Origin of the sequence: Pedobacter sp. MR22-3, assembly GCF_026240075.1 — a bacterium.
Taxonomy (GTDB): Bacteria; Bacteroidota; Bacteroidia; order Sphingobacteriales; family Sphingobacteriaceae; genus Pedobacter.
On the sequence record NZ_JAPIVF010000005.1, the window covers coordinates 427,621 to 449,309 of the forward strand.

Sequence of the window (21,689 nt, forward strand, 5' to 3'; positions counted from 1 at the left end):
AAATTTAAGAAAGCAATTCCGGAAACCAGTAATCCAAGCCATAAAAAGGCCTCAAAGTATTTTACACACTTTGAGGCCTTCGGCATGACTGATTTATCAGTTAAAATTTATAAGATAATGTGGTCATGAACTGACGTGGCGGAATAGGATTCACACTGTAGTTTTCATGAACGAAATAATTTAGCTCGTTGGTTATATTGGCAATTTTTGCCAGCAATGAAAGTTTTTTCCAGTTGTAGCCCGCAGAGAAATCGAATGTGGTAAAGGCGCGTAATGGAATGAGCCTGCTGTAAGCCTGAATTTTAGAATCATTGTACCCACCGTTTCTTGCTCCTGTGTAATAAGCTGAAGCACCCAGTTTTAATCCTTTCACACGGCCATCCTGAAAGGTATAAAATAAGGTGCCATTTGCAGTATTTTTCGTAGAGCCTACTAAACGCTGACCTTCAATAATGCCACCTAATGTAACCGTTCTGGTGGCGTTAGGCTGTGCTGTAGTAGGTTCAGGAACGGTATAAACTGTTTTGTCTCGTGTTTGCGTATAGCGAATATAATTGTAACTGTAGCCTGCAATAAAGTTTAAGCCTTTTACAATTGTACCGGTAATATCAAGTTCCAGACCATCACTTAATGTTTTTCCATTAAGTTCTTTAATGTTGGTGTCACCATTAGGTGCGCCTTTTGCATTTAGAAGTGCCTGCTGGGCAAATTTATCATTTGAAATTCTGTAAGCAGTTAAATTAACAGAAAGTTTGCCCTGGAAAAGGTCGTTTTTAACACCGGCTTCATATTGATCAACGGTAGATGGATCAAGAGGTGCTAGATTAATATCTGTACCCGTATTCTGAATGAAGTTGCTGGCATAACTGGCATAAATAGAGGTTGTTTTTAAGGGCTGATAAATCAATCCAAATTTTGGTGTGAAAGCACTTTCTACTTTCGACCTGTCTAAACTGTTTACGCTGAGCGTTTGCACACCGGTGGCCAGATTGGTCGCCACGGTTCTCGGTGTTTTCTGAAAGGTATAACGTACTCCGGCAAGCACTTTAAACTGATCAGTGATGGAAACTAAATCTTGTACGAAAGCACCCATACGATACAATGGTGCAAAGGTCTGGGTAATCATGTTTGCGATTGGCTCAATTCCCGATCCGAAATAAGTGGCTGGATCCAGTAGGTTGACATTTCCATAATTGAATGTAGTGAGGTTATTATTAAAATTGAAGCCACCGCTTGTGGTACGCGATTGATCTGCATCTGCACCAACTAACAAGGTATGGGTAATACTTCCGGTTTGAAAGAAGCCATTCAGGTTGATCTGCTCATTGTAAGTAAATTCTTTTGTTTTAGAACGGGTAACATTTCGGGCCGCGAAACCATATGGAAGAGGGTTAGTTGCCACCTTGGTATCGGCAAATGGTCGCTCTGCACTGAAGTAATTGCGGTTGTAAGACTGGAAATTAGCCAAAACATTTAATTTCCAGCTATCATTAAATTTATGATTGAGGTTTAATTGTGAGGTTGCGGTGTTTGTTTTGTTATAAGCCCAGGGTGCATTTACGAATGCACCGCGACCAATATCAACAATCTGATTTTCAACAGTGCCAATCCCGAAATCAGGAGTCATGTCACTTTTTAAATAATCCCCCTGAAGCAAAAGATCTGTTTGATCACTTATTTTGTAAAGCAAGGAAGGATTTACATAGATCCGGTTTGATTTTACAGAATTTCTGAAACTTGCTGCATCTTCATAAGTACCGATTAAACGGAATGCTACTTTTTTAGAGATTGGTCCGTAAATATCTGCCATGGGTTTATACATGTCGTAACTTCCGGCGCGCATAGATACTTCTCCACCATACTCAAATTTAGGTTTTTTAGTGACCATGTTTACCACTGCGCCCCCTGTTACGCCGCCATAAAGTAAGGCTGCACTTCCTTTTAAAATTTCTACTGATTCTAAGGTACTGGTTTCAGGCATGCCTCCGCTACTGGCACGTGATCCGTTTTTAAACACATTGTTGGTACCTAAGCTATAACCTCGGGCGAAAAATGTTTCACCACTTACTGATCCACGGTTTTCACCAAAAGCCACACCGTTAACATTTTTTAGTACATCGCTTAAGCGATTGGCCTGTTGATCAGTAATGACCTGGTTGCCAATAATCTGTACTGATTGTGGAAGATCCATCGGGGCGATGGCAATTTTGCCGAGGTTTACCGGTTTTTTATTAGGTGTTTTATAACCTGTGATGGCTACTTCATCCAATTGGGAAGACGATTCCGCGATGGATAATAAAACTTCTGCATTTTCGCCAGCTACAACCAAAACATTTTTCTCCTGTACCGAAACACCAATTGCTGAAATCTTTAATACATAGTTTCCAGGTGAAACATTTTTTAAAGTGAAGTTTCCTTTTTCATCACTTTGTGTTGTTTTAGCCGTGTTTTTCAAGCCAACACTTACAAAAGGAGCAGGGTTACCATCGCTGGTTTTAATGGAACCGGATACTGATCCGTTTCTGGATTGTGCATAAGTGATGCCCGTGAGAAAAATAGAAAGCAGGATTATGTTAAAAAAATAGGTAAAGGTTTTCTTCATTTTATTTAGATTAATTCTTAGTTGTCGCAAAAGAAAGAAATTAAAACGGGATTAGAAACTTATTTTTAATTATTCTAAATAATAATATGTGTTTGAATATTTTGCTGCTTTAGAAATCAGATTTGTTCTGCCCATGAGCTAATGACTTTAAGCATAAATCAGAATAGAGATGGTGTAAGTTTTTGATATATAGGGATTAATACAAATAGTTTAACAAATGCAAAACGGTGTGTTTAATGATTAAGAATACCTATCTTACATTTTATCAATCCTTAGAAATATTTTGAATCACAAAGCACAATCACTAATGCATGATACTAATTTGCCCTCAAAAGGACTGGAATTAAAAAAACTTTGTCTAATCGCTGGTATGATGATCCTGCTGATCAGTGTTGGAATCATTTTTCCGATTGAAAGCAGTAAAACGTATCTCATTACAGAACTTCCTTACACTTACTTAACACTTGCCATTTCACTTTTTTTGATGATGTTTGGTTTGATGGGCAAATATTTTTTTAAAGGGTTGTTATTACTCTTTTCAAGTGCCTTATTAGGGTTTGCTTCTATCTATGCTTTCTATTTTAAAGACCCCTGGAATGCTTTATCTGCCGCATGGCTGGGCATTCCATCAGGTATTATTTCTGCATTAATCTTTTTGGTCATAAACTTTTTTTTCCTGAAGGATAAAAACAATGATAAAAGGCTCAAACAAGTGATTACCTATGTTATTATTTTAGTGACGGTTTGCATTTTGTTTGTTTATGGAGGCGATTGGCTTTTTGAATTAACGCAATATATGGAGCGTGAGTCTAAACACTAAACGATGTTTGATCATTGATATTGGACTCTTAATTCTTTTTACGCATTTTTTCCTGAGCTGCATCCACTGATAAGTCCTGATCCCAGATCACTTCCGATTGATAGGTTTTTTTCAATAGCGCCATGTATGCACCCATTGGTATGAGTCCCATTTCTTTACGACGTGCATCGAGGCCTTGCGGATCATCTACCGGCCAGATGGTCACGATATTGCCTTCTTTCAGGGTTTGGGTACCAAAGAATTGTTTTTTCCCGCTTCTCAAAAGCATTCTATCCTGCAGTGTCGCCAAATCACGCCTGGCCACTTTGCCCTGGTCTGCCTGTGATTTCAACAAAGGAAAGTACCTGATCATAAACGCTGTATCTGCATGATCAATAACCAGGAAAATGGTATTGTTTTCAACTGCACTGAGCCCTTTTGGCCAGCCACACCTATCCAGAAGTGATCCGACAACAAGCTGGTTTTGTTTGTCGCTGGCTTTCATTTCCAGTGCAATTTTTTTCATGGCCTGCGGATCTTTCGTGGCCATTTCTTTAATCAGCCTGCTCCTGATTCCCTGATCCGTTTCGCGGATCATTTCAAGTTTCTCACTAATGGACTTTCGGTCATCGCATAACAGATCCTGAGCGTGTAGTGTATAAATGAAGAAGAGAAATAAAAGCGTGATCAGGGGTCTCATTTTTTTATATTAATTGATATTGCTGGTACTTCATAATATCGCAACAGCGCTATCATTTACTTATAGTTTTTTTAAATCTACTTAGTTTTACTAAAACCCTTGATCATGATATTGCTTACCATCACCTTGGCTCCGTTTGTATAATCCCAGGGTGCAGTGATGTAAAAGTTTTTAGCAGCAGTAGGGGTAAACAGTTCCGTGTCTACAAGCTTGGTTTTATCCAGGTATACAATCATTCTTTCTCCATCAACGTGTATAGATACCTTTAGGGGGCGATTTAAGCTTTCAGTCAGATCAAAGGTTGTATTGACATATTTTTTGGGATTGCTATTGCCAACATTCACCTGATCGGTATCATAATACTGAAGCTCAACATAAGCACCCGCGTTGCTGGTATAATCCTGTACACTATTATCTGTTGTAAAGCCAAATGATAAAGGTGAGATATCATTTGCCTGATCGGCGGAGGCCAGTATATCAAATTCAATTGTAAATTGCTTTGGATACCTGATGAGTTTAGTCAGCTTGTAAGTAGCTTTATCCCTTAACAGCATCCACTTACCTCTTTCATCTTCTACTGTCGTCACTATTGCTGCTCCATTGGTTTTGATGCTGGCAGCAGTTGCTCCTTTTGCATATTTTGAAAAATTCTCTGCAAAGATCAATGAGTCTCCAGGAGTAAAATCAAAGCCCATATCCGTACCGCTATTTTTAGATTTGCGGGAAGCATCTTTATGAGTTACTTTTTTTTCTAAGGCCTTTTCTGCCTTATCTTTTGCTTTTTGCAGCAGGTTTTCCAGTTGGGCATGTACTTTATTTCCTGATAGCAGGAGGAAGGCGACCAAAGAAAACGATAAAAAATTTTTCATCATAATTATAAAATTAGATCCTGATTTAAATGATTGATCTTCCGTTAATAGGCTGTATAAAGAATAAACATACCCTTTGTGATGCATCATTTAATTACACCATTCGCATTGCAGATCGCTTGTGCTTCTCATTACATTTTACTTATTCAGGCAACTCATACAAAATTATCAGAAGTCATTCTCAAAAGAAATACCATGATTCATCGTTTTTTTTCTACTGGTTTTTAGGTATTTTTCGCAGCAAATGGCTGAAATTATGGTTGCTTACAAATTATGACTGATATTTACACCTGAGCTTTGTTTCTTTTAAGTAGTTATTATTTCCTGTGTATCATGCTCAGCTCCAGTTTATACTGTTTTTAATCAATGAAAAAATTATCTTTATTTATTCTTTGTCTGTTAAGTGCGCATTATGTGTTCTGTCAGCAGCAGATTCCAATTAATGAAAAACATTATCTGGATAGTCTGCAAAATATCCTGAAGACATCCGGTGCAGATAGTTCAAAAGCCAATGCTAATTTCTTGCTGGTAGATTATTGGAAATTTAAAGATACCCTGAAGAGTAAAGCTTATCTATTAGCTGGGAAAAAAATCGCGAAAAAGGATCCCTATTCTATTGCAGTTTCCAGTTTTTATGAGGGAGAATACTATTTTAACTGGAACAAAGCCAGGGCATCGGTAGCATTTAGGAAGGCAGCAGATGCACTCTCCTATTTTACTACTAAAAAGGCTTATGTCATGCGGGCAGCCGCATGGTACAATTATGCCATCATGAATATAGAAAAGGAGGGGTATAGTTTTATTACAAAAATTACGCTTGAAAAGGCTATTCCCGATGCTGAAAAATCTGGTGATTCGACTCTGGTGGCGCAATATTATACTCGGCTTTCTACCATCTTAATGAACAATTCACAATTTGCCAAGGCTACTTTCTATAATCAGAAAGCAATCAGTCTGCTTGAAAGCGCTAAACATGATAAGACCAGCCTGTTATTTGCTTACCTGAGTGGTGTGAGTATTTATTGTTATGAAAATCATGCGGAAAAGGCGAAAACACTATTAGATAAGGCAAATGCACTTTTAAAACCATTTCCTGAATCCGTAAATTATACGCTGTATTTTTATAACGAGGTACTTTATTTTTCGACTATTCAGGCCTTTGATCGGGCATTGTCCAGCATTAATAAAGGCATCGTATTGGCTAAAAAGTATCACCAAAATCAACTCTATCAGCAGTTTTTATTCCGTCAGTATGATATTTTCGGGCAGCAAAAAGAATATCGAAAGGCCAGGCAAATTCTACTGGATATTATTAAGGAAGGTACGCTAACGGCCAGTATGATTGATAAGGCTACCATTTATGGAGAGGTGGCTAAAACCAGTGCGAAGCTGAACGATTATAAAGAAGCTTACAAGTGGTTAAGCAAGTACCGTAGCGTGAGTGATAGCATTAATAATGATCAAATAAAAGTGAAGGTTAATGAGCTGGAAACCAAATACAGGAGCGTTCAGAATCAACATAAAATAGCATCATTGGAAGTGCAAAATAAACAGGCATTGCTGAATGCCCGGAATAACCGGCTATACAATCTGGTTCTCGGTCTTGGTTGCCTTTTTCTGCTGGCATCATTGGTTTTTGTTGCCGTAATTGCCCGGAACAAATCAAAACTGGCAGAGCAGAAAGAAATCAATTACCGTCAGCAGCTGAGTGAAATGGAGCAAAAGCAGCAGCTTAAAGTAACTAAAGCTATGCTTGATGGTGAAGAGCATGAAAGAGAGCGTGTCGCCAGAGATTTGCATGATGGTTTGGGCGGAATGCTGGCAGGTGTAAAAATCGGCTTATCCGGCTGGACCGATACCCGGCCGGGTGCTTCTCAGGATAAAGATCTGCACCGAATTATTGGCCAGTTGGATACTTCTGTAAGTGAGTTGCGAAGGATTGCCCGGAATATGGTGCCCGAAACGCTGCTTGATTTTGGACTTGAAGTAGCCTTGAAGGATCTTTGTGAATTTCACATGCGTGACAATTTGCAAATTGCCTTCGAAGCTTTTAACATTCAAACCAATATCCCGATTGCCATTCAGCTTCATATTTACAGGATTGCTCAGGAGCTGCTTTCCAACGCGATTAAACATGCACAAGCTTCCAGTATTATTTTACAATGTACACAGGACGCCAAAGTTTTTTTGATTACACTGGAGGATAACGGCATTGGTTTTGATCATCTGCGGGAAGAAAAAAGTAAGGGAATGGGCTTAAAGAGTATCAGAAACAGGGTGGATTTTTTTAACGGACAAATGGAAATTCTTTCAGCTGAAGGGGAAGGTACAACTATAAATATAGAACTGAATATTGATGCAACCAAATAAATTAAAAACAGCTATAGTTGATGATCACCCGATTGTGATTGAAGGGCTGAAAAATCTTTTAAAAAATGAATCAAATATTGAACTGATTGGTGGATTTCAGGATGGTGAATCCATTATGAAGTATCTCGAATCAGAAAAGGTGGATCTCATCCTGCTTGATATTACGCTTCCGGATGTGAATGGAATGGATCTCTGCCTGAAGATTAAGAAAAAATACAGATCTGTTATTGTCTTAATTCTAAGTAACAGAACGGAGCGAAGTATCGTGGTGCAAACCATACAGAACGGGGCCAGTGGATACCTGTTGAAAAACAGTTCGCTTGATGAACTCCGTCTTTGTATTGCGGAAGCTGTAAAAGGAAGCATTTGTTACAGCAAAGAAGTTACGGAGATTCTGAGCCGGCCATCCAGAAATGAATTGCTCGCGGCACCCCGGCTAACCAAACGCGAAAAGCAAATCCTGGAACTCATTGCCCAAGGCAAAACCAGTCAGGCCATTGGTGAGGAATTATTTCTTAGTCCGCTGACTATTGATACCCACCGAAAAAACCTTTTACAAAAGTTTCAGGTAAAAAACGTAGCAGAGTTAATCATGTCTGCCAACCAGCAACACTTATTTTAGGCTTAAAAAGCTGTCAAGTTCATGAAATTAATTTAAAATGGCTTGATTAATCGCGAAGCGATCTGTTTTACCGGGAAACCAATATAATAATATCACGATGTCGTTTGATAAATCTTCAGCTGGCTGTTAAAATATTGGTAAACCAAAGGACAATAGGCTTTCCTCTATCAAATGCCAATTGCATCGTTTATTAAACCAATAGAATTCGCTATTTTTGACCTGACGCCAGCAGGCGGTATGTCCATGCTAATGATAACAAAAAAAACTTTTTCCTTTAAGGTTGCTAGCCTCATCATATTCCTTATCATCGTTGGTTTAAGCCATGCATTTGCTCAAAAAGGGCGAATGATAGAAAAAGATCAGGATGTCTCTATTCTTTCTGATTCTGCAACCTTAACCAAGGGCGATTATCTCATGCACCTGGAAAAAGTTTTTGAAGCCATCAATAAAGTTCCGGTAACCATAGGTTCTTTTAAAAAGTTAAAGCCGATGGAAGCGCACTTAACCCAGGATGAAGCTGCCCTGGCCCTGCTGAAGAGCAGGCTTACTATGGCAGACCGGAGTTTAAATCTTCAGAACCTTCAGATGGATCAGACTTTGCTGGATGAGCTGCAAAGCAATAACAGGGACTGTTTAGCAGATCTTGATGAATATGAAAAGGAATTAAGGTCATTAAAAACGGAACTCCTGAATCTCAGGAAGGATACCGTACTGGCCAAAGTATTTACATTGCCTGCCCTGCGTATCCTGTTTAAAGACCAGTTTGCCGAATTAAAAAAGAAACGTTTCGTCACAGATAGTTTAATAAAAGCAGCTACCTTATCCATCAATAACCTTCATGCCAGAACCTCATCGAATCTGATTAACATCAAAGAGTTAATGTATATTACAGATAGTCAACTTGATGCTGTAAGTATTAAAGCCTTTGGTAAAGAGCGCCGGTATCTTTGGGAATCAGTAAACCGGTCAGCAAATAAGAGCCTGGGTTTCCGAAGGTTTATTCAGGGAGAGCAGGAAATATCAGGTTATTATTTTGTGTATACCAGAAGCAGCCGGCTTCTTTTGCTCTTTACCTGTGCCATATTCTTTTTCTGGGTATTCTTTAATTTCCGGAGTGTAAAACAGCATGACCGCTTAGAAACCCTTGATGATTTTTCACTAATCAGTCCGCAGCCCTTTTTAATTACACTAATTATGCTTTTTGCGCTGGCACCCATTTTCGATCTCAGGGCGCCAGCACTTTATATAGAAGCTGTTCAGGTACTGCTGGCTATTGTGCTTTCCTTTTATCTGCGAAAAAAATTGGGTTCAAGAATATTCTATTACTGGTGCTTGTTTGTTGTACTCCTGCTGGCGCCTGTTTTCTTGCGTCTTTTAGGTATGCCACCCAGATACCAGCGCTGGATGCTCCTCTTGTTAAGCTTATGTTCAGTGGCTTATGGTATAATGGTGTGGAAAATGCTTGATGAAAATATTAAGAGATACAGGATGATCCTTGTAACAGGTTTTATTTATACCGGATTTGCCATTATCGCTGTTTTCTGTAACCTGTTTGGCCGCTTTACGCTAACACAAATATTTTATTCAACCGGAGTAAGCTCGTTGCTGAATGCAATATCACTTACCATTTTAGCCAAAGTTTTGGTAGAAGCTTTTTTGTTGCAGATGAAAAGCAGCAGGATCCGTAAAGGATATCCCGAGTATTTCGATTGGCAACCGGTTATTTCCGGACTTAAAAAATTAACCGGTATTGGTGCTACGATCATCTGGTTTGTGATTTTTGCCACTAATCTTAATGTCTTTAACGGACTTTATGAATCAGTAATGGAGGTGTTAACCGAAAAAAGAACTATAGGGAGTTTCTCTTTTACTTTTGGAGGCATTTTCTTGTTTCTGGGTATTATCTGGATTGCGAATTTCTTACAAAAGTATATTGCTTATTTCTTTGGTGATACGGGAGATGACAGTTTTGATGACAATAAAGGTGAGCGTTCCAAACTGTTGGTAACCAGGTTAGTCCTGCTAATTGGGGGCTTTTTAATTGCTGTAGCCGCATCCGGGTTGCCTATTGATAAAATCACAGTGATTCTTGGTGCCCTGGGTGTAGGTATTGGTTTAGGTTTACAAAATATCGTCAGTAATTTTGTTTCAGGCATTATTCTCATCTTTGATAAAACCATCCGAATAGGCGATATTGTTGAGTTAAGCAATAAAAAGGGGAGAGTGAAGGAAATAGGTGTGCGTGCAAGTACTTTGCTAAGCGATGAGGGGGCTGAGATTATCATCCCTAACGGTTCCATTTTATCAAATAACATCATCAACTGGACACTCAGCAACAATCAAATGCGTGTGGATTTAACCCTTTCGATTGCCAAACCTTTTAATTCAACTGAAGTAGTGAGTCTGATCAGGGATATTATCGTGGAAAACAATAATGTCTTTACCAGTAAAGAACCCATCATCATGATTAGTCCGGTGAGTAAGCTGAACAGTAACGTCAACATCTATTTTTGGTGTAAAGATATTTCCAAAGCGGATTTAACCAGAAGCATGATTAATGCACAGGTCTTTGAAGCATTTGAAGAGAAGGGAATTGAAATTTTGTAATCATTTGCCTGTTCACTGGAATCTCTGCTTATAAAGGGCCACCTAATAATTAAAATGGACCAGTAAATCATTTTAAATCTGCGGGCAACTACCTTGGCCGGTTATGATTAATCTGTGCTTATCTTACTATTTCTTCCAGCAGATCAGAACGACGATTAAAGGATAATGTGTCACCATCCTATTCCAATCCGCGTACATCATTTTAATCTGCGGGCAAAACTAGATTAAAGTTGACAGTAGCTTGCCACCAATTCGCAACCCCTTTAATTACAAGTAGAGTTAATGAAAATGGTTCTTTTTAATCTTTCATTTTGTGTTTGCACACCATTGCTAACTGTTACGGTATGGGAATCTTCTACAATTTTGGTAATGATGCCACCACTATTTCTGGTATAAGTATAAGTTTTTGTCAGGTCTGTACGAAAGTTTTCGGCTGTATAAATATATAAACTTCCTGATAAAAGATTTCTGGAGGTTGATCCGGTAAGAAACAGGGGTGTGTAAAAGTCTAGCGGACCAAATATTAAATGACGTGTATCATTGTCAGCTTTTGAGGCAATTTCAGATAAATAGCTATACGTGGTAAATCTTTTCACCGCAGGCGCATCAGGATAGGTTTGGGTAAGGGAAGCAAGATTACCATTGCTGTATGTCAGGATTTTGGTGTCTGTTAAACTATTATTCTGATAGGCTTCTATTTTAATGAGATTTCGGTTACCATCATAAGACATTCGCTCTTCTGTCTGACTTTTTAGATCAGTAGATCTTGTGGCTAATTTATTTACAATATCGATCTGATAAAATGGAACACCCAAAGCCAATAAAACTGCTTTGTCTGTTGCATATTCGATGCTAAAATTTGAACTGCCAGAGCTGATTGATTTAAGCTGACCATTTTCATAATTCGCGGATGCATTTTCATTAATTGGTCCCGATTCCCCGAACATCACTTCGTATTTTGTACCACAATTGCTTGGCGAAGTTGGTTCATCAGCTGGTTTTTTCTTGCAAGCTGTTGTGAATACAGAAATGGTAATGAGCATGAATAATGCAAAAGGCAGCTTTTTTTTCATAGCGTTATTGATTCAATAATATGGAGTTTATTTTATGAAGTGATCAGATCTAAAAGAAGATGTCAATATAGTCTGTGGTTTCACCGTCACAGTTAAGCATTTGTTGTAACCTCCAGTATTTTCTGGAGCCACTGGCCTTAAAAATGGAAAGCCCGTTCAGTGTGCAAGGTTGGCCACCGTTAATCGAATTGATTTTTGAAACAATATCACCATTGAATTTTAAGGTACGTCCCTGGTTCAGGAATGTCCCTTTGATAGTTACATATTCATTCGTTTTTTTATCCCTTTGTTCCCCTTCAATACTATATTCCTCATCGCCAATACTCTTAATATATACCTTACCTGGATTGATCTTATTAAAACTTATCCATTGAATAGTGAAAGAATGCCACCCTTTTCGAACTGGTTTTATCTGTGAATGCGCCTGTGAGCTGAGGATAAGAAAAGAAGCGATAATTAGAATATATTTCATTGTATTTTAAGTAGTTAAATGCTTTATTCGTTACCTATTTACTTAAAGCCATCTGTGCAAATCAGGTTTGCTATAATCTCAATTATTCCAGATCATATTGCCCTGATTTGACTTATTTCCATAAGTTTTTTGTGGTGAATAATTCATCAAGACTTTCGATTTTGTAACTATAAACACTTCATGCCTATTTTGGTTTTAAAGCAAGATTAATTATCCAGAAATATGATCTGGAATGGTTGTGGATGAACAGGTGCTGGACCTTAAGCAGCGCTATTCCTTTCTTTAGTTATTTTTTCTGTTAGCCCGCCTTTTATCATCATCACTTTCAATTAACAATAGGTTTCATCATTAATTTAAAATTCCAAATGGTATATCCATGTTTTTTTCCAGCCGGTATGGATGGTTGTTCATTGTGTTTATGTTGTGTATTATTTACAATTTTATAGTTGTTTATTTATATTATAAATACTACATTAGATACTAACTTACAAAACGCTCTCACGATATGCTCTCCATTCATATTACTCCATCCTTAAGTGGTGGACGCTATAGGTTTATCTTATTTCACTGTCAGTCACTGATAAAAAATCTTTTTACAAGCTTTATACCTTCAATATATTTATACGCGGTTCCAGTAGTTGAGTTTTCATATGGCTCAGTAAGTGTAAACCGATCGGTAAGTGTAATACAGCGGCGGCCTGTAGATCCGGATTTTATGTATTTCCTAAAATACAAATGGGTATGCTGCTTATAACGTGTTGAGGATACATCATCCATAGTATCATTCAAAGAATAAATATTAAAATTTTAACCTCTAAAAACCATACTATGCAAAGCAATTTTGAACGATTTTTAAAGCCTGTTTTTCAGTTGGCGGAAAGCAACAGAGCAGAGGCTTTAATGAAAGCCGAAGGAATCAAAAATTTCCACGCTATTGAAACCGGCGGGGCTTCCGGTCCTCCGGATCCTAAAGACCTGAAAGTCGAAATCCCATATGAATTTAATGCTAAAGATTATCTTTCCTTTTTGCTCTACATTAATGCAGAAATAGAGCATGGACTGATGCTCCAGTACCTGTATGCGGGTTACAGTATCGGTGGTTCAAAAATCCCTGAAGAGTATCAGCAAAAGGTTAAAGGCTGGCAAGATATTATTCTTGGCATAGCAAAAGAAGAAATGGGGCATTTTATCTCTGTACAGAATGTACTCAAGCTTATTGGTGCTCCGTTAAACTTTGGACGGATGGACTACCCTTGGGATACCCCTTTTTATCCCTTTCCCTTTAAACTAGAACGGCTTACCTTAGAATCGCTTGCCAAGTATGTATACGCTGAATCCCCTGAAGAATGGATCAATAGTGATGATCCAATCGCTATCGAGGTCAAAGAAAAAGTATATAAAGATACCACAGATCCTCACCGGGTAGGTGCGCTTTTTACAGTGATTCTCAGCCTTATCAATGATGATAAACAGATTCCTGATGAACTTTTTCATGCCAATACCTATCCCTTTCAGGCTAAATTTGATGAATGGGGACGCGGATATACGGGAGGACAACGCGGCAGTGCGCAAACAGGACCTAAAGGAGGTCCTGATGTGCTGGTTGCCCCACTTACCTGTAGGGATGATGCTTACGCTGCCTTACTTGAAATTTCCGAACAGGGCGAGGCGCCGACAAATGAAGAAAATGCTGGTAAGCCTTCACATTTCGAACGGTTTCTGTTTGTTTACAAAGAGCTGCGTGAACTGGAAAAAGAAATAGGCGGATCATGGGAGCCATCAAGAAATGTAGCCACTAATCCATTTATTGCCGAAAGGGAGGCTGACGGTAGCCTGGAACCTTCAAAAAAGGTTGGGACGGATTATCAGAAGGATGCAATAACCAATCCCGAGGCCAGAGCATGGGCCCATCTCTTTAATGTTCGCTACCGGATGTTGCTGAATTACCTTGCGCATAGTTTCCTGTTAGATAATGGTTTTAACAATAACGGTGCTACCTCACCAAGAGCTACCATTATCAATGCCACATTTGGAGAAATGTACAATTTAAGAAGTATTTCTAATGTACTCGTTCAAACACCACTTAACCCGCCCGGGATAGATGATAAGATGGCAGGGCCACCTTTCAGCATTCCTTATACGCTGGATCTCCCGATGGGAGAGGGAAACCGCTGGCGTGAACATCAGGATCTGATAGATGCCAGTGAAACCATCATAGAAAGTCTGGTGCCCTTTGTATCACCTACCAACCTCAAATACCTTTATGTGCTAAGGGAAGCCGATCAGGGACTTTCAGCAATTATAAAAGAACTTATTTCTACCTCTAAATAATAACCTAAATTTTATTGTTATGAAAATTTTAGCGCTTCGCATTCTTCCTCCTATTGCCATCGGCCGTTTGGGCTCCTCTGCAGTTCCCCTATCCGCCTACGATCTTGGTCTGTCCCCGGAAAGACCGCTTGACTTCAGGAATATAATACCAAAACAGACTTTTAGTGTTGATCCTGTTTCGGGAAAGATTACCGGTGAACTGCCAAAGCAGATCAATTTTAAGGATGCACCTTCTGTAGAATCCAAAGATGGCAAGATACATCCTGTAGCGCCTTTTCTTGAAGTATTTGCACTTACCGATGAAGATGGAGACAGGCTTGTTCCCTTAACTGAAGCATTATTGATAAAGGCTGGCTATAGTCTAAAAGACATCAGCTGGGACGTAGAGGTTGGAAATATCAAGATATTCCGGAGAACAGGTAAGGAAGGTGATAAGATTTATGCTAAGGTTTTAGGCCTCAATAGCCATGCTGTCGCGCCTTTACTAGGCGAGAGCGAAAACTTCCTCCCTGGAAAGACATTGCCGTTGGGATCAGTACAGTTTATTTCGCCAACGGCCGAATTTCCTGAAGTTCGCTTCCGCTTTACTCCAGGGGCGGGAAAGGTTTATGGTTCGAGCAGGTTTAGGAATGAGAGTCCAAACAAGCTCAATCAGCCTGATCCGATCATCAATTCGGAAGATCTTGTGATCTACGACAAAGAAAAAGGCTGGTGGGGTTACTGTGAAAAGGGAGTTGGAGAACCCACCTACACCAATCCGGCACAGATATTTGCAGGTTACTACCTGGAGAACAATGATAGAATCAGCTGGGGTTATCTGGATGACGAGTGTGATGGTTTTGTTTCTGTACATCTTAAGGGTAAGGATGATAAGCTTACAGCAAGGGCACATATCAGCGCCGGACCTCCGGCATTTGCACCCGATACGCTTCCGGTCAGGGTAGTTTCGGATGAGCTCGAACAGATCCTGCTTGGACCAGAGGTTACTGGCGAAGTAGATATTGAAGAAGCAGAGGAAATTGTACGAAGGGCACTGGAAACGATTAGGTTGATGAATACCAGTGTGATGAACGGCAATTCTTTTGAAGGCATACAGAATGCGGCCAGTACAATGGTTAGACAGAATACCAATGACTTTGGCCGTCTTTATGAACCGATAATGGCAACCTCAATTGTAGATAATCTGGCTTTGCGCGCGCTTCATGAACGGGTGTTCGGAGGCCTCAGCACAGGTGCAGCTGCATGGTTTGCCGATGCGCTTCGCCGTCCGAATGAAATTGGCGATCTTTCCAGCCCAATGCTCCGCAAGATGCCGGCACTTATGCGCGGTGCAGATGGGCGATCGCTTACCCTGACGCATCGCCAGATTAATTTGGTAATCCAGGCAGCTGCCGGTGCAATTTTCAAGGATAGCCAGGCGGCAGGAGCACTTAATAAATCCTCTTTAAGTGATAAGGCCCTAAAGGCCTCGAACCTTACCGCCCAGCTACATTATCTGGGTGAGGGAAATCCTTTTTCCATCTTGCCGAGGGCAGCGATTTCCAACTGTTTTCCAGGACTCGAATTCGATTTTAGGAACCTTTGGCGGCGTGCATTTGAAGGCATCTTGCTCATCGAAAATAACAATTATGTGGTTAGCGCTGATCCAGAGTTCGAGCATTTGAAAGGCTGTCGCCTGGTTGCGATAGGGTATAAGCCAACCATGGTTGCTACCTCTGGTCCTGTGTTTCCGGGCGGCGACAGTATTCCTTTGATTACTGCTGCCAATCCAAATGGAGTTTCCTTTATGGAATGGTCAAATTCTATGGCGCAGGTATTACAGAAACAGGGAGAGGAAGTAATATGCCATTTTACCATTGGACCATCAATAACAGAGGTTGTTGCTTTGGCAAAAGATCTTGATAATGAAAAATTGTACCAAAAAGTGCCCCTAAAAGTAAATCACTTTTTTGAAGCTGACACAAGTGTTTTTTCTGAAGAAATCATTAAGCCGGGCGAAATGACCCAAGGGCTATGTGCGCCATGGCAGAACGATTATCGTGAATGTGCCTGCTATTATTGGGCAGCCAGCCGTCCGGATTTTGTAAATGTAGTGCCGGACGAAAAAGGACTTAGTTCCGGCGATAACTGGATGGCAAAGAAAAGAACAGGTGAATATATTCTCGACAATAGGACAGATTCACGTCTGTTGAGTTATGATGACTTGTTTAGAAACTGGGAGGGTGAACTAAGTTTTATCATCAAGGGTAATGATGCTACCGGAACAGATCAGGAAAAGTAGAATTTATAAAAAAGGAGATAACTTATGTTAACGCTTAAACAGACAGATTCCCCGGCAGGCAATATAGCTGGCAGGATGGCGATAAAAATTGCAGCCGAATCCAAACCGGTCTCTCCGCAGGTACACTTGGTTAGAGGTGGACAGGATACACAGTTACTGGTTACCAACGGCACTATGCTTTACCGGATTTCTCCCCAGACTGAGGCAGAGTTTCGAGTGCTCCTGGGATCAAAAGATGAAAACGGGCTTAAAAACAAGCTGATGGATATGGGCCTTGATGCACCGCTGAAAATAAATGATGTGCCATTAAAAAGCCCCGCGGTCTATGCGCTTTCATTGGCTATAGCTCAAAAATGCAATATGGGGTGTACCTATTGTTATGCAGATCAGGGAGGCTTTGGCGGCGCAATGAAAAGCATGTCATTAGATGTGGCCACCAGATCGATCGACCTACTGCTTAAAGACTGTCCTGAAAACGGAAGTGTACAGCTTACTTTCCTTGGTGGAGAACCTTTGCTGAACCGGAAAGCGATAAGGATAGCAACTGCATACGCAGCCGAAAAGGCACTGGAAAAAAATATTAACATCGGTTTTTCCATTACTACGAACGGAACATTGCTGACCGAAGATGATGCCATTTTTTTTGAAAAATATGCTTTTTCCGTTACAGTCAGCCTTGATGGATTAAGGGAAGAACATGATGCACAACGGCCACTGAAAAGCGGTTCTGGTACCTATGATCAGATTATGGAAAATATTAAGCCGCTGCTGCAGATTCAGCGGAAAATGCAGGTATCAGCCCGTGTAACGGTTACTCCTGCAAACCTTAATCTGCTTGAGGTTCTTGAGGGTTTTATCGAAATGGGTTTCCATAGTGTAGGTTTTTCCCCGTTATTAAACTCCAGTAACGGAAAAGGTGAAATGGATGAAAAAGACCTAGAGCAATTGTTAGGGGCAATGATCGCCTGTGGTTTGCACTTTGAAAAGAAAGTGCTGCAGGGTGAACGTTATCCTTACCTGAATATGGTCAATGCCCTTAAAGAAATCAATAAAGGAACACACCGGCCCTACCCATGTGGCGCCGGTGCAGGCTACATGGGGGTATCTGCAGATGGAGAAATTGCTGCTTGCCACAGGTTTGTTAATGAACCGGCCGGGCGCATGGGTGATATTTTAAATGGCATTGATGTAGAGTTGCAGAATGGTTGGCTGGAGTCAAGACATGTGCATCAACAGTCTCCCTGCAACCAGTGCTGGGCCCGCTATCTCTGTGGAGGCGGTTGTCATCATGAAGTGATTGATAAAGGAAGAAATGCCTGTGATTATATACGAGGCTGGCTCCATTATACCATTCAGGCACACGAGCGGATTTCGAGATTGGCACCTGGCTGGTTCAATTAAGTTTGTTTCAATGGGAAATCCTGAAGTATTCGACGTAGTAATCATTGGCGGAGGGCCTGCTGGAACCTCTGCTGCAATCAGGCTTCTTGATCTTGGTCACCGCGTAGCATTGGTTGAACAGCATGTTTTTCCACGTCCGCAGATCGGGGAATCCTTATCTGTAGGTATTCGGAACATTTTCGATTACTTGGGTGCAGGACATCTGCTGAAGGAGCGTGGCTATATCGATGAGCTCCCAGCCCGGGTAATCTGGGAGAATGCCAAAGAGGGAAATATTGAGCTAAGGAACCATAACGGCGGTATTATGGTAGATAGAGGGAAACTGGACCATGATCTGATCCAGTTGGCAGTTTCAAAGGGGCTGGTGTTGTTTCAGCCTGCAAAGCAGGAAATTTTTCGCAGAGAAAGCGATCATTGGAAGGTGCTGATCAGGATAAAAAATCAGTGTATGGAGCTCAAAACGATTTTTGTGCTTGACTCCAGAGGTAGGAGCAGTAGCAGGATGATCGATAAAATCATTACTGCGCCACCGATGGTTGCGCTTTACGCAAATACCAGCAGCGTTTCGATGCCAGCCTGTACCCTGATAGAGGCACAGGAAAATGGTTGGTTATGGGGCTCACCCTTACCAGGTGATAAGTTATTTAGGATGATGGCTTTTTTTGCGCTGGCAGATCTTCGCAAAGAGCATCCAGAAAAGCTTTTTCAACACAGCGTATCTTCTTCCTTATTGTTTCGTAAGGGGCTTACTGGTCTCTCAAATTCCGGAATCAAAAGCTGTGTGGTATTGAATTATTGTCATAATAACCCCTGGGACAACAACTATGTCAGGATTGGAGAGGCCGCATTTACACTCGATCCCTTATCCTCTTCAGGAGTGGAAAAAGCGATGCGTTTTTCGCTACAGACGGTAATTGCTGTAAATAATATACTTAACTCCGGAGATGTGGAAATTTCGCAGGCCTTTTTTGAGAATCACATGGCAGATTCAATTAGTCAGCATATAAAATGGACAGGCGGATATTACCATAGTGCTTGGCCCGGTAGCAACAACGGCTTCTGGAAAGAAAGATCTCAAGTAGGTATATCGGCACAGGCTAACGAAACTGCCTTCTACACTAAACTGAAGCTAAAGTTACAGGAAAGCCCCATCAATAAAAAAGACAATACTGTCGGTGCCCGTATAAAGCCGGCAGATGCGATAGACCAATTATGGCATAAAAAGGTAAGGATTTCTCCACAGGTTACTTTTACCAAAGCAGTCTGTGTCGAAAACGATCGTCTACAGTTAAAGGATACTATTCGGCATCCTATGTTGGAGAGGGAAGTTGCTTATATCGGCAATGTCGCGATTTTCCCCCTTATCAGCTCGGTTAAAGGAGGTGAAACCATTGGAGAGCTGATCTATTTCTGGAGCCGGCAGATACCATTTGAAATGGCCGGGGATATCCTAGTCCGTTTGTGTCATCTCGGACTGTTGGAAGTAATTTGAGCGTAGCTATTACTTTTTTAGGGCTTAAGTGTGAATATTTTGTTGTCCAAAACCAAAACGCAGGCAATGGGGACATAATAGTTTAATAAGAAATTACCATGAAAAAGAATCTGGAACGGATAATTTTAATGAGCAGCCTCATGGAAGAATAGGCTGTAAAAGTAAAAAACGAGTTAACTACAAGTTCATTAGACTTTCCGAGATATGGATTTAGAAGCAATAATCTTAATTGCACCTTCCGTCAAATACTGTCTTTTCACAGGTTTAACGTTATGCTTATAATTTAGGAAATGATTCCTTGGTCATCCATCCATTTGCCAAACAGATCCTGATAATCTTTCCGAAATTTTTAAGGTACTTCACCGCAAAGTTATTATTGCTTCTCCGAACCGCCTCAAACAGAAATCATATTCGCAGGTAAAATCATGCCTTATATTTTTTACCAAAAAGCAAAAAGCCTGTCTATCATACGATAAACAGGCTTTTAATTTTATGCTGCGGAGAGCGAGGGATTCGAACCCCCGGACCTATTACAGTCAACAGTTTTCAAGACTGCCGCATTCGACCACTCTGCCAGCTCTCCGCTGCAAAAGTACAAAGTTGATCGTAATCTGCAAATCATTTTAGCTTTAATATTCAATAAAAAACATTACTTCTTGTTAACCATTAAGTTAGCATTTTATTTTTAAAGAAAAATCAAGCTCAATTCGCGGAAATAGTGGCATCCCTGGCTTTTTAGCCAGAATTAAAGTCCCGATTAAACGTCAATTATTGAGGAACAGGCTGCGTTTTGTCTACAGCCAGCACCCCGTTTCCTTCGACAATAAAACAAATGAGTCCAATCAATACCAGCGATGAAAACCAGAATTCCGAATAGGGTTTAAATATCCCGGCAGAAATATTGATAAAAAAGACAGCTCCGATTAGTATGGGCAGGTTAACCAGGCAAAATAACCTGGTATGTGTGCCCAGGGCAATAGCAATACCGCCAATAATATGGACTAAAATAATAAAATGAGCTGCTATGCTAATACTGAATGCCGTACTGAGCATTGCGCCTCGCATTAAATGATTAAAGGCTTCTATGTTAATGTAAAAACCAACACCCTTCCAGATGAGAATGATGCCTAACAATATTCTGAAATAATCAATCCATTGAGGATGATGCTGATCCCCCCATTTTTTAATTTTCTTGAGTAGTTTCATGATTTCTATATTTGGTATATCCAATTTACAGAAAGTCGGTATCAATAACAAAGTTTACCTGCTTTATTTTCAGTAATTTAAATCATGTGATCATCATATTTACACATGTTAAAAAGGGTAGGTCTTTAATCAGGATGCTGTTGTTAAAGCACTGTACCCGGATCAACTTCATATGGGGTTTTATGTTGTTCGAAAATTCTTGTCTGTTCCGTACCTTCCGTAGTAATCCGGTCGCCAATTCTTCTGATCCAGTTGCCCTCTCTTAAACCAATCACCTTAATGTTGTTTTGAGTTAAGAATTCCATTATTCTTGTTTCCCGGGTTTCTCCGTTATGTTTCAGGTCAGGGTTTGCGTCCAGGTAATGCGGATTAATGTTAAAAGGAACCAGTTCCATACAGTTAAAGGAAGGCGGGTAAACAATCGGCATGTCATTCGTGGTTTTCATATTAATGCCGCCAATATTGCTTCCGGCGCTGCAGCCCAGATAAGCTTTGCCATTTCCGATATTGCTTTTTAAAACATCCATTAAGCCGTTTTCATGAAGGGTTTTGACCAGCATAAACGTATTTCCGCCACCGGTAAAATATCCCCTGGCGTCGTTTATAGCCTTAATATGATCTTCAAATTCGTGCAAACCACGTACCTTAATCTCCAGGGCGGCGAAAAAATCCCTGGCTTTATCGGTATACTCATCGTGCGAAATGCCGCCTGGTCTGGCAAATGGAATAAAGATAATTTCATCAATGCCTTTGTAAAGGTCTATAATTTCATCTTTAAGGTAGTGGAGATAAGTGCCGCCGAAGAGCGTCGAAGTAGAAGCGAGAATAATATTCATTATGTAGTTGGATTATAAAAAGCATAGT

At 40.3% G+C, this 21,689-nt stretch carries 15 protein-coding genes and 1 tRNA gene; 8 read left to right on the plus strand and 8 right to left on the minus strand.

Going from position 1 to position 21,689, the window contains the following annotated elements; all coding sequences use genetic code 11:
• Positions 1 to 100 precede the first annotated feature (100 nt).
• Positions 101 to 2,602 carry a TonB-dependent receptor gene (locus OQ267_RS14380; RefSeq protein ID WP_265836471.1) on the minus strand — a complete coding sequence of 834 codons (2,502 nt, stop codon included), beginning with the start codon at positions 2,600 to 2,602 and terminating at the stop codon, positions 101 to 103.
• 307 nt (positions 2,603 to 2,909) lie between these two features.
• Between OQ267_RS14380 and OQ267_RS14385 the strand changes: the two genes are divergently transcribed.
• On the plus strand, positions 2,910 to 3,422 hold the full coding sequence (locus OQ267_RS14385) for a hypothetical protein (RefSeq protein WP_265836472.1): 513 nt from the start codon (positions 2,910 to 2,912) through the stop codon (positions 3,420 to 3,422).
• A 28-nt stretch (positions 3,423 to 3,450) separates the two neighbouring features.
• Here the strand turns inward: OQ267_RS14385 and OQ267_RS14390 are convergent, their stop codons facing one another.
• Together OQ267_RS14390 and OQ267_RS14395 are read right to left on the minus strand one after the other, a co-directional pair.
• Positions 3,451 to 4,101 (minus strand): DUF6624 domain-containing protein, encoded by a 651-nt coding sequence (locus OQ267_RS14390; RefSeq protein WP_265836474.1) that lies wholly within the window; start codon positions 4,099 to 4,101, stop codon positions 3,451 to 3,453.
• A gap of 77 nt (positions 4,102 to 4,178) precedes the next feature.
• Entirely contained in the window at positions 4,179 to 4,973 is a 795-nt protein-coding gene (locus tag OQ267_RS14395) for a hypothetical protein (RefSeq protein ID WP_265836475.1), read from the minus strand.
• A gap of 363 nt (positions 4,974 to 5,336) precedes the next feature.
• Between OQ267_RS14395 and OQ267_RS14400 the strand changes: the two genes are divergently transcribed.
• The 3 genes from OQ267_RS14400 (at position 5,337) to OQ267_RS14410 (ending at position 10,569) form a co-directional block, all read left to right on the plus strand.
• The gene (locus tag OQ267_RS14400; protein ID WP_265836476.1) at positions 5,337 to 7,340 is read left to right on the plus strand and encodes a sensor histidine kinase; all 2,004 of its coding nucleotides are present in this window, start codon (positions 5,337 to 5,339) and stop codon (positions 7,338 to 7,340) included.
• Positions 7,327 to 7,962: a response regulator gene (locus tag OQ267_RS14405; protein ID WP_265818901.1), complete on the plus strand. Its 636-nt coding sequence runs from the start codon at positions 7,327 to 7,329 to the stop codon at positions 7,960 to 7,962. The genes OQ267_RS14400 and OQ267_RS14405 overlap by 14 nt, the downstream gene beginning before the upstream one ends.
• A 345-nt stretch (positions 7,963 to 8,307) precedes the next feature.
• The gene (locus OQ267_RS14410; RefSeq protein WP_265836477.1) at positions 8,308 to 10,569 is read left to right on the plus strand and encodes a mechanosensitive ion channel family protein; all 2,262 of its coding nucleotides are present in this window, start codon (positions 8,308 to 8,310) and stop codon (positions 10,567 to 10,569) included.
• 263 nt (positions 10,570 to 10,832) lie between these two features.
• Here the strand turns inward: OQ267_RS14410 and OQ267_RS14415 are convergent, their stop codons facing one another.
• Both OQ267_RS14415 and OQ267_RS14420 read right to left on the minus strand, forming a co-directional pair.
• A complete protein-coding gene (locus OQ267_RS14415) occupies positions 10,833 to 11,642 on the minus strand; it encodes a hypothetical protein (RefSeq protein WP_265836479.1) in 810 nt (269 codons plus the stop codon).
• A gap of 49 nt (positions 11,643 to 11,691) precedes the next feature.
• Positions 11,692 to 12,114: a hypothetical protein gene (locus OQ267_RS14420; RefSeq protein WP_265836481.1), complete on the minus strand. Its 423-nt coding sequence runs from the start codon at positions 12,112 to 12,114 to the stop codon at positions 11,692 to 11,694.
• An 828-nt stretch (positions 12,115 to 12,942) separates the two neighbouring features.
• Here OQ267_RS14420 and OQ267_RS14425 point away from each other — a divergent pair.
• Genes OQ267_RS14425 through OQ267_RS14440 form a run of 4 tightly spaced genes read left to right on the plus strand, consistent with a single transcriptional unit; the run spans position 12,943 to position 19,619 of the window.
• Positions 12,943 to 14,445, plus strand: coding sequence for a ferritin-like domain-containing protein (locus OQ267_RS14425; RefSeq protein ID WP_265818898.1), 1,503 nt, complete (start codon positions 12,943 to 12,945; stop codon positions 14,443 to 14,445).
• 19 nt (positions 14,446 to 14,464) lie between these two features.
• Positions 14,465 to 16,726, plus strand: coding sequence for a hypothetical protein (locus OQ267_RS14430; RefSeq protein ID WP_265836483.1), 2,262 nt, complete (start codon positions 14,465 to 14,467; stop codon positions 16,724 to 16,726).
• 24 nt (positions 16,727 to 16,750) lie between these two features.
• Positions 16,751 to 18,127 carry a radical SAM/SPASM domain-containing protein gene (locus OQ267_RS14435; protein WP_088300174.1) on the plus strand — a complete coding sequence of 459 codons (1,377 nt, stop codon included), beginning with the start codon at positions 16,751 to 16,753 and terminating at the stop codon, positions 18,125 to 18,127.
• A gap of 10 nt (positions 18,128 to 18,137) precedes the next feature.
• Positions 18,138 to 19,619 (plus strand): NAD(P)/FAD-dependent oxidoreductase, encoded by a 1,482-nt coding sequence (locus tag OQ267_RS14440; RefSeq protein WP_265836485.1) that lies wholly within the window; start codon positions 18,138 to 18,140, stop codon positions 19,617 to 19,619.
• 498 nt (positions 19,620 to 20,117) lie between these two features.
• Here the strand turns inward: OQ267_RS14440 and OQ267_RS14445 are convergent.
• The 3 genes from OQ267_RS14445 to pepE form a co-directional block, all read right to left on the minus strand.
• A tRNA-Ser gene (locus OQ267_RS14445) sits at positions 20,118 to 20,202 on the minus strand.
• Positions 20,203 to 20,387: 185 nt separating this feature from the next.
• On the minus strand, positions 20,388 to 20,825 hold the full coding sequence (locus OQ267_RS14450) for a DoxX family protein (protein ID WP_088300171.1): 438 nt from the start codon (positions 20,823 to 20,825) through the stop codon (positions 20,388 to 20,390).
• Between the two features lie 143 nt (positions 20,826 to 20,968).
• A complete protein-coding gene (gene pepE, locus OQ267_RS14455; protein ID WP_265836487.1) occupies positions 20,969 to 21,661 on the minus strand; it encodes a dipeptidase PepE in 693 nt (230 codons plus the stop codon).
• Positions 21,662 to 21,689 lie beyond the last annotated feature (28 nt).

Coding starts and splice junctions, on each gene's coding strand:
- OQ267_RS14415 (WP_265836479.1), bottom strand. CDS start 11,642: ATGAAAAAAAAGCTGCCTTTTGCATTATTCATGCTCATTACCATTTCT.
- OQ267_RS14420 (WP_265836481.1), bottom strand. CDS start 12,114: ATGAAATATATTCTAATTATCGCTTCTTTTCTTATCCTCAGCTCACAG.
- OQ267_RS14380 (WP_265836471.1), bottom strand. CDS start 2,602: ATGAAGAAAACCTTTACCTATTTTTTTAACATAATCCTGCTTTCTATT.
- OQ267_RS14385 (WP_265836472.1), top strand. CDS start 2,910: ATGCATGATACTAATTTGCCCTCAAAAGGACTGGAATTAAAAAAACTT.
- OQ267_RS14395 (WP_265836475.1), bottom strand. CDS start 4,973: ATGATGAAAAATTTTTTATCGTTTTCTTTGGTCGCCTTCCTCCTGCTA.
- OQ267_RS14390 (WP_265836474.1), bottom strand. CDS start 4,101: ATGAGACCCCTGATCACGCTTTTATTTCTCTTCTTCATTTATACACTA.
- OQ267_RS14425 (WP_265818898.1), top strand. CDS start 12,943: ATGCAAAGCAATTTTGAACGATTTTTAAAGCCTGTTTTTCAGTTGGCG.
- OQ267_RS14410 (WP_265836477.1), top strand. CDS start 8,308: ATGATAGAAAAAGATCAGGATGTCTCTATTCTTTCTGATTCTGCAACC.
- OQ267_RS14405 (WP_265818901.1), top strand. CDS start 7,327: ATGCAACCAAATAAATTAAAAACAGCTATAGTTGATGATCACCCGATT.
- OQ267_RS14400 (WP_265836476.1), top strand. CDS start 5,337: ATGAAAAAATTATCTTTATTTATTCTTTGTCTGTTAAGTGCGCATTAT.
- pepE (WP_265836487.1), bottom strand. CDS start 21,661: ATGAATATTATTCTCGCTTCTACTTCGACGCTCTTCGGCGGCACTTAT.
- OQ267_RS14440 (WP_265836485.1), top strand. CDS start 18,138: ATGGGAAATCCTGAAGTATTCGACGTAGTAATCATTGGCGGAGGGCCT.
- OQ267_RS14450 (WP_088300171.1), bottom strand. CDS start 20,825: ATGAAACTACTCAAGAAAATTAAAAAATGGGGGGATCAGCATCATCCT.
- OQ267_RS14435 (WP_088300174.1), top strand. CDS start 16,751: ATGTTAACGCTTAAACAGACAGATTCCCCGGCAGGCAATATAGCTGGC.
- OQ267_RS14430 (WP_265836483.1), top strand. CDS start 14,465: ATGAAAATTTTAGCGCTTCGCATTCTTCCTCCTATTGCCATCGGCCGT.